The following is a 13,353-nucleotide window of genomic DNA, read 5'->3' on the forward strand; positions in this document are numbered from 1 at the left end:
TTAATATCCCGGTTGCGACGCTCTATTGGATAACTTGCGTCGTGTCATGTCGCCAGAGCGCCACGCGCCAGTGGCTCAAGCGGTTGGCGCCAGGCTCAGCATGCGTCAGACATAATCCGGAACAGGGAACCGTCCGAGTCACACCGCCATAAAGGAATGACACCATGCCCAAATCGTTGCGCAGCCTGTTCAGGCTCGCCTTGATCGCTCTACTACTCGCCGGGTGCGCCAGCGGCCCGGGGCCCAGCGATACACGATCTGCCTCGCAGGGCCTCAGCCCCAGTGAGCTGCTGGACAAGGCCCAAGGCCAATCCGCTACGCAGGCAGCACAGAGCAGGCTCCAAGCGGCTCACATGCTATCACGGCAAGGCGACGACGAGCAGGCGCTGAACATCGCCCGAGACCTCGATGCGTCGCAGCTAACGCGCGAAGATCGCATCGACCGCGCCCTTCTGATCTCCGACCTCAGCCTGCGCAAGGAAGATGGCCGGAGCGCGCTGGCGGCCGCTCAGATACTCGGCGATATCGACGACATACCACGCGATGCACAGCAGACATTACGCCATCGTCGCGGCCTAGCCCTGACGCTAGTGGGCGAGTCGCGTGCCGCAGCAGAGTCTCTGATCGAGCTGCAACGCGACGAGGCGCCTTTCGAACTCAACGATGACATCTGGACGCCACTGTCGCGCTTGAGCGAGGCCACACTCGACCGCATGGAGGATCAAGGCGACACGCTCACCCAAGGCTGGGTCGAGCTCGCACGGTTATATCGCCAAAGCGGCGGCGACGTATCCCGTCTCACCGACGCACTGGACGATTGGCGCTCGGAGTACTCCAACCATCCCGCTGCACGCCGTCTGCCGAGCGACCTATCCGCGCTGAAGGATCTGCGCGGCAACGACGTCAAGCACATTGCCATCTTCCTTCCCGAGTCCGGCCCGCTGTCCAATGTGGCCAAAGCGATCAAGAAAGGCATCGAGGCTCGCCATATGGACGCCCTCAACCAGGGCGAACAGACACCACAACTGACGTACTACGACAGCAGCGCAGGAAATCTCGAGGCCCTTTACGCACAAGCCACCATGGACGGTGCACAAGTCGTGCTCGGACCGCTCGACAAGGACCTGGTCTCGCAACTCGAGCAACGCGACAACGTCGCCCTCCCGACGCTGGCTCTCAACTATGGCGAACACGACCGCAATCAAGCAGACGAGCTGTTCCAATACGGGCTATCGGCCGAGGATGAGGCGCGTCAGGTGGCCAAGCGTGCACGCATGGATGGCCATCACGACGCGGCCGCACTGATCCCCGACAACGCATGGGGCAAACGCGTCTTCAAGGCCTTCCGCACTCACTGGGAAGACCGGGAAGGCAAGCTCGATGCCGTCGTGCATTATGACCCCAAGGGCTCCGTCAGCGAGGCGACGAAGCGTCTGCTGAATGCCGACGGAAAGCGCAGTGGCAACGAGGATATCGACATGCTCTTTCTCGTGGCATTGCCTAGCTATGCGCGCCAAGTGCCACCCACGCTGGACTATTACTACGCGGGCGACCTCCCCGTCTACGCGACGTCTCAGGTCTACAGCGGCCGCCCCCAACCGCGCGCCGACCATGACCTCAACGACGTGATGTTCATGGATATTCCCTGGTTGATACCGGATGCTGCGGCCGGCGGCGAAGAAGCGTTGCCGTTTTACTCCACTTATCGCAAGCTCGGCGCCCAGGATGACCCCAGCTTGCTCAAGCTCAATGCCATGGGCGTCGACGCCTACGAACTAGCACGCCGTCTACCACAGATGCAGGCACTGCACTCGCTGGAAGTCTTCGGTGCCACCGGGACACTTCAACCACGGGACGACGGACGAATCCAGCGCACCTTGCCCTGGGCCAAGTTCCAATCCGGCGTACCCGCGCCGCTACTGACCGGCGGGTCCGACCTGGATATCGACAATGTCACGCTCGACCCATGACCCACGGCGGCGCGGCCTCGATATGGAGCGTCACGCCGCCGACTGGCTGACTACACATGGCTTGCAGCTGGTGGATACCAACCAGCACGCCAGACGCGGCGAAATCGATCTCGTCATGCGCGACGGCGAGATCCTGGTATTCATCGAAGTGAGGCACCGCGCCCACACCAGCCATGGTCACCCTCTCGAGACCGTGACCGCCGCCAAGCAGCGTCGCCTGATCAGCGCAGCACGTTTTTATCTCCATCGCAACGGGCTATCATGTATGTGTCGTTTCGACGTCGTAGGCGTCACCGGCACGCCACCCAACGTGTCGTTCGACTGGATTCGTTCGGCATTCGACGCCTTTTGACCCAAGCAAGGCCTCTATCCATGGATTTCCAATCACGTATACTCGGCCACTTCAACGCCAGCATCGATGCCAAGACCTATGCCAGTGAGGTGCTACCGGCCTTCATCGAAGTTGCCAGCCAGATGATGGTTCAATGCCTCGTCAGCGAAGGCAAGATTCTTGCCTGTGGCAATGGCGGTAGCGCCGGCGACAGTCAGCACTTCTCTTCCGAGCTGCTCAATCGCTTCGAGCGCGAGCGTCCCAGCCTGCCGGCAATGGCGCTCACCACCGACACCTCGACACTCACCTCGATCGCCAATGACTACAGCTATAACGAGATTTTCTCCAAGCAGATACGCGCCCTGGGGCAGCCTGGCGACGTATTGCTGGCAATCTCCACGAGCGGTAACTCGGCCAACGTAGTACAGGCCATTCAGGCCGCACATGATCGCGACATGCATATCGTGGCATTGACAGGACGCGATGGCGGCGACATGGCATCGCTGCTTGGCCAGGACGACTGCGAAATCCGCGTCCCTTCGACCTCCACGGCGCGCATTCAGGAAGTGCATTTACTCGCGATACATTGCCTATGCGATCTCATCGATCAACAACTGTTTGGCAGCACCGAATAAGGAATTCGTCATGACACGACAGGTTATCCTCCCGCTCCTCCTTGGCATCACGCTAGCGCTGGCAGGCTGCGCCTCACCTTCCACCGACAACCAGGGCGGTGAAAACTATGGCAAGCGCACCCCCGGCATGAAGGTGGAAGACGACAGCATCCAGGACAAAATTTCCGACAGCCTTGCCAGCACCGACGCGCGCTTTCGCGACGCACATATCAACATCGACAGCTACAACGGCATGGTGCTACTCACCGGCCAGGTGGCAAGCGACGAGCTCAAGCAGAAAGCCGGCAACGTAGCCGAACAAGCACGGCAGGTGCGTCGCGTTCACAACGAACTGGAAGTCGCCGCCAATTCCCCCATCGGCCAGCGTATGACGGACACCTGGATCACCGGACGGATCAAAGCGAGCCTCGCGACTGACGAGCGCATCGACGGCAGCCGCATTCGGGTAATCACCGAAAACAGCACGGTCTATCTTATGGGCATGGTGACCCACCAGGAAGCAGACATCGTGACCAATATCGCTTCACAAGTGGGTGGTATTCAGCGGATCGTCAAAGTCTTCGAATATCTTGATTGAGCACCGAGCAGGGTCGAAGACCCTGCTTTCACTTCACGACACGCAGTGATGGGCGCCCCTTGGTACGCGGGGCGTCGTCACTTTCACTCTCAGCTTCACTAGCTTCTTCATCGTCAGGCGACTCGACGCCTTCCAGCGCAGGACGCTCGCCATCGTCCTCCGGCTGCGTGTCGTCACCCTCGCTCGCTTCGGCTTCCGGCATGACCGGCTCATGGCCAAAGACCATACCGACCCCATTCTCACGCGCGTAAAGCGCGATCAATGCTTCCATGGGCACGATGACATCCATTGGCTGGCCGGAAAAGCGCGCCCCGAAGGTTACGGCGGCATTCTCGATATATAAATCACGTACCGCGGAAGGTGCAATATTGAGGACGATCTGTCCGTTTTGCACAGACTGACGGGGTACGTTCACACCTTCACGCTCGGCGTCGACAACGATATACGGTGTATGTCCGTTGTCCAGCAACCACTCATAGAGTGCGCGGGCCAAGTAAGGGCGACTGGAAAGCATAGACAACTTCCTCTTTCGGTTCGCGGCGACGGTTCATCAGCGCTGCACACTCATGCATGGCAACGCTAAGTGCGCATTTCCTTCTCTGCCTCCAGCAGGGAAGCCTTGAAGGCATCACGGCTGAAGAGGCGCTCCATGTAGTTCACTAGCGGCTGGACTTGCTTTTCCGGCAGCTCGACGCCCAGCGACGGTAGCCGCCAGAGAATCGGTGCGATGCAGCAATCTGCCAGCGAAAACTCATCGCTCATGAAAAACGGCATGTCTTCGAAGATCGGTGAAATGCCCGTGATGCTTTCGCGCAACTCCTTGCGCGCCTTCTCGGCATCTTTCTTGCTGCCCTGCTGAATCGTTTCGACCAGCGGGCACCACTCGCGTTCGATGCGATGCATCCACAAACGGGTCTGCGCACGCGCCACGGGATAGACCGGCAACAGCGGCGGATGCGGAAAACGCTCGTCCAGGTATTCCATCATGACCTTGGACTCGTAAAGCACCAGATCACGATCCAACAGGGTAGGCACGCTGTTGTACGGGTTGAGATCGGCAAGCTCTTCAGGGCTATTGTCATCGTTGACCTCGATGACATCGACGGCCACCCCCTTTTCCGCCAACACGATACGAACGCGATGGCTATAATGATCATCGTTACCAGAATAGAAGGTCATCGACGACCGCTTGGCCACTACACCCATGAAACATTCCTCGCTTCAGTTCGGACCCAGATGATAACACGTTAATAGGGGGCACGAATGCCACCCGCCGCCACTCATTGAGCATGTGGGAGGATAGATAAGGTCATGCACCCATACAAGCCGCCCCTATCGCGTGCGTCACGCAAAAAGGCCCGGACGACAGGTCCGGGCCTTTGCGTAGCGCGCCCCGATGGGTGCGAAGCGCTGCGTCTTAACGCTTGGAGAACTGCGGACGACGACGCGCCTTGCGCAGACCGATCTTCTTACGCTCGACCTGACGGGCGTCACGCGTCACGTAGCCCGCATCACGCAGCGGATGACGGAAGTCTTCGTTGTAGGCGAGCAAGGCACGCGTAATACCGTGACGAATCGCGCCCGCCTGCGCAGAGCCGCCGCCACCGCTCACGGTGACATAGACGTCGAACTGATCAGTGGTTTCAGTCAACTCGAGCGGCTGACGGACGACCATCTCACCGGTGACACGACCGAAATAGTCGTGCAAGTCACGATTGTTGACGGCGATTTTGCCGGTGCCCGGCTTCAAAAACACCCGAGCTGTGGACGTCTTGCGGCGCCCGGTACCGTAATACTGCTGTGTCATGGCGAAGAATCCCTTAGAGGTTCAGTTCAAGCGGCTGCTGCGCGGCATGCGGATGCTCGGCACCAGCATACACCTTGAGCTTGGAGTACATGGCACGGCCCAATGGCCCCTTCGGCAGCATGCCCTTGACAGCATTTTCGATAACACGCTCAGGCGCATGATCGATCAATTGCTCGAAGGACATGGAGCGCAGACCGCCCGGATATCCGGTATGACGATAATAATTCTTGGCTTGCGCCTTGTTGCCAGTGACGCGCACCTTCTCAGCATTGACGACGACGATGTAATCGCCAGTGTCGACGTGCGGCGTGTATTCCGGCTTGTGCTTGCCGCGCAAACGGCGAGCGATTTCGGTGGCCAGGCGGCCGAGCGTCTTGTCAGTCGCATCGACGACATACCAGTCGCGTGTGACGGACTGTGGCTTAGCACTGAACGTCTTCATGGGTGAATCACCAATTGCTTGTGTGGGCGTCACGCGTGTAAGGGCGTGATCAGCCAATCCCTATTTTTCTTGGTTGCCGCGCCTCGAAAGACGGACAACGTTAGAGCGAGCGCGCATTGTACACGACGTTTCTTCGGCCATAAAGCACGATGTCGCGCTTCACGGCAACCCTCATGGCTTGTGCGGCAATGCCAGATACTCTTGGGACTGCATTTCCTGCAAGCGAGACAGTGTCCGCTCGAACTCGAACTCTAGCTGACCATGAGTGTAAAGCGACTCAATGGCAACCTCGGCGGAAAGCAGCAGCTTGACTCCGCGATCATAGAACTCGTCGACCAGGTTGATGAATCGCCGCGCCAGGTCTTCCGTCGCCCCGCTCATCTGAGGCACGTTGGAGACGAGAATCGTATGAAACTCGCGGGACAACTCGATGTAGTCGTTCTGACTCCGCGGGCCATCGCATAGCGTCTCGAACTCGAACCATACGACATCTTCATGCAATCGATGAGGCTGCAGGACACGATGGTTAACATCGATCTCAGCTTCCCTCTCGCCTTCGGCACCCGCAATGGCATAGAAGCTTTCGCCCAGCGCACGGTCGGCGGCCTCGCCCCACGGATGATAGAAGATCTTCACTTGTTCCAGTGCCCGCAAGCGGTAATCGATTCCCGAATCGACGTTGACCACTTCGCAATGACGCTTGAGCAAGTCGATAGCAGGAATGAAACGCGCACGCTGCAGGCCATTCTTGTAAAGATCATCGGGCACGATATTGGAGGTCGTGACCAACACCACGCCCTGCGCAAACAACGCTTCAAGCAGATTGGCGAGAATCATCGCATCGGTGATGTCTTTGACGAAGAACTCATCAAGGCAGATCACCCTGGCCTCAGAAGCAAACTTGGACGCAATCAGCGTCAGCGGATTTTTTTCGCCCTTGTAATGCGTCAACTCATTGTGCACACGCTGCATGAAGCGGTGAAAATGCGTGCGCATCTTGTCGGCGAACGGCAAGGCCTCGTAGAACGTATCCACCAAGTACGTCTTGCCTCGCCCTACGCCTCCCCAGAAATACAACCCCAAAATCGCCGGCGGCGCCTCGAAAGGAGAAGGAGCAGACTTCTTGCCGAAGAGCTTGGCGACCTTGGACGTGAGGCCATCGTCACTTGCCGATGGTAAGCTCGACGATTGGCGTGGCGTATTTACCAACTCGTCATAGAGCCGCTGCAAGTATTTAACGGCCTCTTCCTGATCGGGATCGTACTGGAAATCGTCGCGCTGCAAGTCATGGCGATATTTTTCCAGGGGCGTACGTGTGTCCACGGACGGCGGCATGGTGGCACTCATGGGGGCGAAACACACCTCGACTGAATGATGAAAGCTGACATTATACGCATCATCACGATACTTGCATGGACACGCGCGGCGTGGTGCCACCCTTTCGGGTTTGACCCGTCGCGCCAAGACACCGATATAATAGCCATGCTTGGTATGCCATCGCATCGTAACCGCATGCCCGTGACGATCAAGGAGAGCATTGTGAACGAGAGCAACATCGACTGGATACTGGCCATCGCGTGCTTTCTGGCAGGCATCGGCATCGGTGCCCTCGGCTACCATCTGCTGAACGCCAACGTGGCGCGCAACCAGAAAGTTCGCCAACGACTAGCAGAGGCGGAATTGGAACTCAGCCAAGTAAAGGATGCACTGAACGACCATTTCGCCAAGGCAACTGACCTGGTCAACAACATTCAGCGTCAGAGCCATGAGCTTGAGCAGCAGCTATCTCAAGGCGCCGACCGTCTCGTCGACGACCTGCAGCTCAAGCGCCGCCTGCACCCGCGCCAGGAGGGTGAAACGCCAGAAGAAGAAGAAGATGCCACCCCGCCCCAGATGCCACGCGACTACGCTGAGGGCACTAAGGGCACACTCTCGGAAGACTATGGCCTCGAGCCACGCAGGCAGCGCGCCACAGAAGAAGAGACGCCGCCACCGCGCTACTGAGATCAAACGCTCCCGCTCGGCGTCCTCGTTGGGCGCCCCTCACGCTTATCACAACGCCTAAGCGCCAGCCATTTTAAACGCCCGGCGCTTGCTGTTTCGGAATCACTCAGGCCGGATTGTCGATATCAACGAAACGATGCGCGATGTCGAAACGTGACGCCAGCCAGTCCCCCAGCGCCCTGACGCCATCGCGCTCGGTGGCATGATGACCGGCCGCCACATAGGTCACGCCCATTTCACGTGCCATGTGCGTGGTGCGTTCGGAAATTTCTCCCGAGATAAAGGCATCGACACCCGCCTCAGCCGCCAGCGGCAGCATATCCTGGGCTCCGCCTGTGCACCACGCGACACGCTCGATCGGTCGAGCGTGTCCCGCTATGACCAAGGGCTCACGCCCCAGTTGTCGCTCGACATGCGCCGCGAATGCGGCATGATCCATCGACGCTGACATACCTCCATGCCACAAGAGGCCACGCCCAAGCGCGCCGTCGAGACAGCCTGACGACGTGAGGTCGAGCCGCTTGGCGAGCTGCATGTTATTGCCCAACGTCGCATGCGCATCCAACGGCAGGTGATACGCCAACAGATTGATATCATGCGTCATCAACGTGGCCAGGCGGCGACGCTTCATCCCCGTGACCGCCACCGGTTCATTCTTCCAGAAATAGCCGTGATGGACGAGCACCAGATCTGCCTTCCAGGCCACCGCTTCATCGAGCAGCGCCTGGTTAGCGGTGACGCCGCTCATCACGCGCGTCACCGTCTCGCGCCCTTCCACTTGCAGGCCATTGAGGGTGTAGTCCTTGAAGTCGCCGCACTGCAATTCGGACTCAATCGCGGCGATCAATTCTTGTCGAGCACTCATGGGCGGCTCCAGACAGTTTAAGGATGCAATGTTACACTCGGCGCCATTGTAACGGCTGCCTCACGGGGCAGCGACTGCCCGCTCGACGACAAGGAACCGTACATGCGTCGCTCACTGATGTCGCTCGTCTGGCCCATCATCAGTGGCATCCTGCTCGCCATCGTGCTGCTCAATGCTTTCCCCCAGTTGATGGGCGAGCGCAGTACCGGCGATGCCGCCACGCCAGTACCCGATACCAGCGCCGTGCGCGCCATCGCCGAACGTACCGACACCGCCGAGCGCGCACCGGAAGTCGTCGAGGCCGCCCCCCTGAACAGGTCTCAAGGCCCCGCGAGCTATGCCAGTGCCGTGAATAAGGCGGCCCCTGCCGTCGTCAATATCTATTCGTCACGTATGGTCGAGCGTAGCGAGCACCCGTTGATGTCCGATCCTTTTTTCCAGCAGTTCTTCGGCAAGGACATGCCGCAACGTCAGCGCATGCTCTCTAGCCTGGGCTCGGGCGTCATCGTCAGCGCCGAAGGGTACGTACTGACCAACAATCATGTCATACGCGATGCCGATGAGATTCAGGTCGCCCTCCGCGACGGCCGTGAGACACTTGCCAAGGTCGTGGGCACCGACCCCGAGAGCGACCTGGCGGTGCTCAAGATTCCCAGCGAAGATCTTCCCGTCATCCAGCTCAGTGACTCCGAGCAAGTCGCCATAGGCGATGTAAGCCTCGCCATCGGCAATCCCTTTGGCGTCGGCCAAACCGTCACCATGGGCATCATCAGTGCCACGGGGCGTAACCATCTCGGTTTGAACGCTTACGAAGACTTCATCCAGACCGATGCTGCCATCAACCCCGGCAACTCCGGCGGGGCACTGGTCAATGCGGAGGGCGCACTGGTAGGAATCAATACCGCGATCTTTTCACGCTCTGGAGGCTCACAAGGCATCGGCTTCGCCATACCCGCCAACCTGGCGCACCAGGTACTCGATCAGATCGTCGCTCATGGCCGCGTCATCCGTGGCTGGCTGGGTATCGATGTCCAGGCGATGACACCCGACCTGGCCTCGTCATTCGGCCTCAAGACCCTGACCGGCGTGGTCATCGCCAGCGTCGTACCCGACGGCCCAGGCGACAAGGCTGACCTGCAACCGGGTGACGTGCTCATGTCCATCGACGGCGAGCCTATCGTCGATGCCCGCGAGGCCATGGCCGATATCGCCGAGATTTCTCCCGGCACACAGCTCCCCATTACCATCGTGCGTGATGGTAAAAAACGTGAGATTACACTGACGGCCGGCGAACGCCCCGAAGCCTCAGAAGTGCAGTAATCAAAAGCAGCATGCCCCCACCGGCGCATCAGTAAGGGCATGAGAAGACTGATCGGAGGGCGCTAATCGTCGTCAGGTATCGCCGAGACGATTCTCCGCCGAACGCGCATGCGCCGTCAGCGACTCCCCTCGCGCCAGCACCGAGGCAGTACGCCCCAGAGTGGCCGCACCTTCCGGCGAGCAATGGATCAGCGACGAGCGTTTCTGGAAATCGTAAACGCCCAGGGGCGAGGAGAAACGCGCGGTGCCCGAGGTCGGCAACACGTGATTGGGCCCGGCACAGTAATCGCCCAACGCTTCCGCCGTGTAACGCCCCATGAAGATAGCTCCGGCGTGACGTACGCCTTCCGCCATTGACTCAGGGTCGTCGACCGAAAGCTCCAGGTGCTCGGGCGCAATGTGATTGATGATCGTCAGCGCCTCTTCGCGATCACGACACTGGATCAAGGCGCCGCGTGACGCCAGTGACTCGTGGATTATCGCCTCACGTTCCATGGTAGGCAGCAAACGTTCGATAGCGGCGTGAACCGCATCGAGGTGGGCCGCGTCCCAACCCACGAGAATCGCCTGAGCATCCTCGTCGTGCTCGGCCTGCGAGAACAGATCCATGGCCAGCCACTCGGGATCGGTCTCACCATCGGTCACGACCAGAATCTCGGAAGGCCCGGCGATCATGTCGATCCCCACCTGGCCGAACACCGCGCGCTTGGCCGTGGCCACGTAGGTATTGCCCGGCCCGACGACCTTGTCCACACGCGGGATGCTCTGAGTACCATACGCTAAAGCCGCCACGGCCTGGGCGCCTCCCACGGTGAACACATGATCGACACCGGCCAGATGCGCAGCCGCCAGTACGAGATCATTGAGCACCCCGTCTGGCGTAGGCACCACCATGACGATTTCGCGCACCCCGGCAACATGTGCAGGAATGGCATTCATCAGTACCGAGGACGGATACGCGGCCTTACCACCCGGCACATAGATACCCGCGCGATCCAACGGCGAGACCTTCTGGCCCAGCACACTGCCATCGGCCTCGGTATACTGCCATGACTCAGGCTTCTGACGCTGATGGTAGAGGCGAATGCGCTCGGCAGCGTGCGCCAGTGCCTCACGCTGTGCCTCCGGCAGGCCCTCATAGGCCTCGCGCAACCGCGCCGCGTCCAGCGTCAATTCACTCATGTCACGCGCCTGCATGCGATCCAGGCGATTGGTGTACTCGACCACTGCGGCGTCGCCGCGCGAACGCACGGCATCGATGATCTCCTCGACGCTTTCGGCCACCTGCTTGTCGGAGACACCTTCCCACGCCAGCAACGCTGTCAGACGTGTCTCGAAATCGTCTTGTGTGGTGCTCAGACGCGCCACATTCATGACATTGTCAGTCATCTCGCCCTCTCGTGTTCTTACGCCTGCGTCTCACCGCGCCGCGATTCGACCGCGCGCCCCAGACGCTCGATCAGCGGCTTGAGCCGATCATGTTTCATCGTCATCGAGGCCTTGTTGACCACCAGTCGCGAACTGACCTCGTCGATCAATTCACGCGGCTCCATGCCATTGGCGCGCAAGGTGTTACCGGTATCGACGATGTCGACGATTTCATCGGCCAGATTCATCAAAGGCGCCAACTCCATGGCACCGTAGAGCTTGATCACCTCGGCCTGAACCCCCTGCCGGGCATAGTAACGACGCGCCACATTGACGAACTTGGTGGCCACCCGCCGCCGCGCATGAGTCGGTTCCGCTCCGACCACGCCGGCCGTCATCAACTTGCAGCGCGATATTTCCAGATCCAGAGGCTCATACAGCCCTTCGGCCCCGTGCTCGAGCAAGGTATCCTTGCCCGCCACACCGACATCGGCGGCACCGAGTTGCACGTACGTCGGCACATCGACGGCGCGAATCACGACCAATTTGACATCGGGAAGATTGGTATCGAACAGCAACTTGCGACTCTTGCCGAAATCTTCCGCCGGCTCTACGCCCGCATCAGCCAACAGCGGGAGCGTTTCTTCCAGTATGCGCCCTTTGGACAGGGCCAGAATCAGTTGCTTTGACATGATGTTGGCACATCTATTGAACTTGGCGTTCCGCCACCATGGCGGAACGCGAGAATGAAACCGCCGATCAACCGGGGACGCGGCGAATCTTGGCACCGAGCAATTGCAGCTTCTCCTCGATGCATTCGTAACCGCGGTCGATATGATAGATGCGATCCACCTGCGTTTCGCCTTCCGCCATCATGGCCGCAATGACCAGGCTCGCCGACGCCCGCAAGTCAGTGGCCATCACCGGCGCACCGGAGAGATGTTCGACGCCTGTGATCACCGCGGCATTACCTTCCAGTGCAATCCGCGCGCCCATGCGGTTGAGCTCCTGCACATGCATGAAGCGGTTTTCAAAGATCGTCTCGACGACGGTGCCCGACCCTTCGGCGACACAATTGAGCGCGACGAATTGGGCCTGCATGTCGGTGGGAAACGCGGGGTAAGGCGCAGTGCGCACATTGACCGCCTGTGGACGCCGCCCACGCATGTCGAGCTCCAGCCAGCCGTCACCCACCTCAACGTGGGCCCCGGCTTCATCGAGCTTGGCGAGCACGGCCTCAAGCGTATCGGCGCGAGTGTTACGTACCCGGACGCGACCACTGGTCACTGCGGCCGCCACCAGGAAGGTGCCCGTTTCGATGCGATCCGGCATGACATCGTAATGACAACCATGTAGATACGGCACGCCCTCGACCACGATCGTATCCGTGCCGTGGCCACGAATCCGAGCGCCCATGGCGATCAGGCACTCGGCGAGATCTACCACTTCCGGCTCGCGCGCAGCGTTCTCGAGTACCGTCGTCCCCTCGGCCAAGGTGGCGGCCATCAGCAAGTTTTCGGTGCCGGTCACGGTCACGGTGTCGAAGAAGATCGTGGCGCCCTCGAGGCGACCGGCGCATCGCGCCTGCACGTAGCCGCCATCGACATGGATCTCCGCACCCATGGCCTCGAGACCGCGCAGATGCAAATCGACGGGGCGCGACCCGATCGCGCAGCCGCCCGGCAAGGACACATCGGCCGTGCCGAAGTGCGCCAGCAAGGGGCCGAGCACGAGAATCGACGCACGCATTTTCTTGACCAGTTCATAGGGCGCATGGCACTGCGTTACCTGGGAACCATCAAGCTGAATACTCATCTTGTCGCCCATCACCGGCTCGACGCCCATGCGTCCCAGCAGCTCCAGCGTGGTGGTGATATCCTGCAGATGTGGCAGGTTGCCGATAGTCACCGGCTCATCAGCCAACAGGGTCGCTGCCAGGATCGGCAAGGCGGAATTCTTGGCTCCACTCGCCCATACTTCCCCGTCGAGCGGCCCGTTACCGGTAATGATCAATTTGTCCATGAAATTCCGTGC

The 13,353-nt window shown here is 59.9% G+C and carries 15 protein-coding genes; 6 read left to right on the forward strand and 9 right to left on the reverse strand.

The features are described from left to right. Window positions 1-164: 164 nt before the first annotated feature. The 4 genes from OP496_RS04615 to OP496_RS04630 are packed head-to-tail and all read left to right on the forward strand — an operon-like array spanning window position 165 to window position 3,513. Window positions 165-1,970, forward strand: coding sequence for a penicillin-binding protein activator (locus tag OP496_RS04615; protein WP_280562310.1), 1,806 nt, complete (start codon window positions 165-167; stop codon window positions 1,968-1,970). Next, a complete protein-coding gene (locus OP496_RS04620) occupies window positions 1,951-2,322 on the forward strand; it encodes a YraN family protein (protein WP_280562311.1) in 372 nt (123 codons plus the stop codon). The genes OP496_RS04615 and OP496_RS04620 overlap by 20 nt, the downstream gene beginning before the upstream one ends. Window positions 2,323-2,342: 20 nt before the next feature. After that, entirely contained in the window at window positions 2,343-2,936 is a 594-nt protein-coding gene (locus OP496_RS04625) for a phosphoheptose isomerase (RefSeq protein ID WP_280562312.1), read from the forward strand. A gap of 10 nt (window positions 2,937-2,946) precedes the next feature. Continuing rightward, window positions 2,947-3,513: a BON domain-containing protein gene (locus OP496_RS04630; protein ID WP_280562313.1), complete on the forward strand. Its 567-nt coding sequence runs from the start codon at window positions 2,947-2,949 to the stop codon at window positions 3,511-3,513. A 28-nt stretch (window positions 3,514-3,541) separates the two neighbouring features. Here the strand turns inward: OP496_RS04630 and OP496_RS04635 are convergent, their stop codons facing one another. The 5 genes from OP496_RS04635 to zapE form a co-directional block, all read right to left on the reverse strand. Beyond that, window positions 3,542-4,027 carry a ClpXP protease specificity-enhancing factor gene (locus tag OP496_RS04635; protein ID WP_280562315.1) on the reverse strand — a complete coding sequence of 162 codons (486 nt, stop codon included), beginning with the start codon at window positions 4,025-4,027 and terminating at the stop codon, window positions 3,542-3,544. A 65-nt stretch (window positions 4,028-4,092) separates the two neighbouring features. Next, window positions 4,093-4,719 carry a stringent starvation protein SspA gene (gene sspA, locus OP496_RS04640; RefSeq protein WP_280562316.1) on the reverse strand — a complete coding sequence of 209 codons (627 nt, stop codon included), beginning with the start codon at window positions 4,717-4,719 and terminating at the stop codon, window positions 4,093-4,095. A gap of 211 nt (window positions 4,720-4,930) precedes the next feature. Beyond that, window positions 4,931-5,320, reverse strand: coding sequence for a 30S ribosomal protein S9 (rpsI, locus tag OP496_RS04645; RefSeq protein ID WP_280562317.1), 390 nt, complete (start codon window positions 5,318-5,320; stop codon window positions 4,931-4,933). Window positions 5,321-5,333: 13 nt separating this feature from the next. Beyond that, window positions 5,334-5,762: a 50S ribosomal protein L13 gene (rplM, locus tag OP496_RS04650; protein ID WP_280562318.1), complete on the reverse strand. Its 429-nt coding sequence runs from the start codon at window positions 5,760-5,762 to the stop codon at window positions 5,334-5,336. Between the two features lie 171 nt (window positions 5,763-5,933). Further along, entirely contained in the window at window positions 5,934-7,097 is a 1,164-nt protein-coding gene (gene zapE / locus OP496_RS04655; RefSeq protein ID WP_280562320.1) for a cell division protein ZapE, read from the reverse strand. Between the two features lie 204 nt (window positions 7,098-7,301). Between zapE and OP496_RS04660 the strand changes: the two genes are divergently transcribed. Beyond that, window positions 7,302-7,766, forward strand: a complete 465-nt coding sequence (locus OP496_RS04660) for a DUF1043 family protein (RefSeq protein WP_280562322.1) — start codon at window positions 7,302-7,304, stop codon at window positions 7,764-7,766. A gap of 106 nt (window positions 7,767-7,872) precedes the next feature. Here the strand turns inward: OP496_RS04660 and OP496_RS04665 are convergent, their stop codons facing one another. Next, window positions 7,873-8,631: a Nif3-like dinuclear metal center hexameric protein gene (locus OP496_RS04665; protein ID WP_280562323.1), complete on the reverse strand. Its 759-nt coding sequence runs from the start codon at window positions 8,629-8,631 to the stop codon at window positions 7,873-7,875. Window positions 8,632-8,733: 102 nt separating this feature from the next. Between OP496_RS04665 and OP496_RS04670 the strand changes: the two genes are divergently transcribed. After that, window positions 8,734-9,951 carry a Do family serine endopeptidase gene (locus OP496_RS04670; protein WP_280562325.1) on the forward strand — a complete coding sequence of 406 codons (1,218 nt, stop codon included), beginning with the start codon at window positions 8,734-8,736 and terminating at the stop codon, window positions 9,949-9,951. Window positions 9,952-10,023: 72 nt separating this feature from the next. On the opposite strand, the gene hisD is transcribed toward OP496_RS04670, so the two are convergent. From hisD to murA, 3 genes are all read right to left on the reverse strand, one after another. Next, the gene (gene hisD / locus OP496_RS04675) at window positions 10,024-11,340 is read right to left on the reverse strand and encodes a histidinol dehydrogenase (protein ID WP_280562326.1); all 1,317 of its coding nucleotides are present in this window, start codon (window positions 11,338-11,340) and stop codon (window positions 10,024-10,026) included. 17 nt (window positions 11,341-11,357) lie between these two features. Beyond that, window positions 11,358-12,011 carry an ATP phosphoribosyltransferase gene (gene hisG, locus OP496_RS04680; protein WP_280562327.1) on the reverse strand — a complete coding sequence of 218 codons (654 nt, stop codon included), beginning with the start codon at window positions 12,009-12,011 and terminating at the stop codon, window positions 11,358-11,360. Between the two features lie 67 nt (window positions 12,012-12,078). Beyond that, window positions 12,079-13,341 carry a UDP-N-acetylglucosamine 1-carboxyvinyltransferase gene (murA, locus tag OP496_RS04685; RefSeq protein ID WP_280562328.1) on the reverse strand — a complete coding sequence of 421 codons (1,263 nt, stop codon included), beginning with the start codon at window positions 13,339-13,341 and terminating at the stop codon, window positions 12,079-12,081. Between the last annotated feature and the right edge of the window lie 12 nt (window positions 13,342-13,353).

This window comes from Chromohalobacter sp. 48-RD10 (assembly GCF_029889785.1).
Lineage (GTDB): Bacteria > Pseudomonadota > Gammaproteobacteria > Pseudomonadales > Halomonadaceae > Chromohalobacter.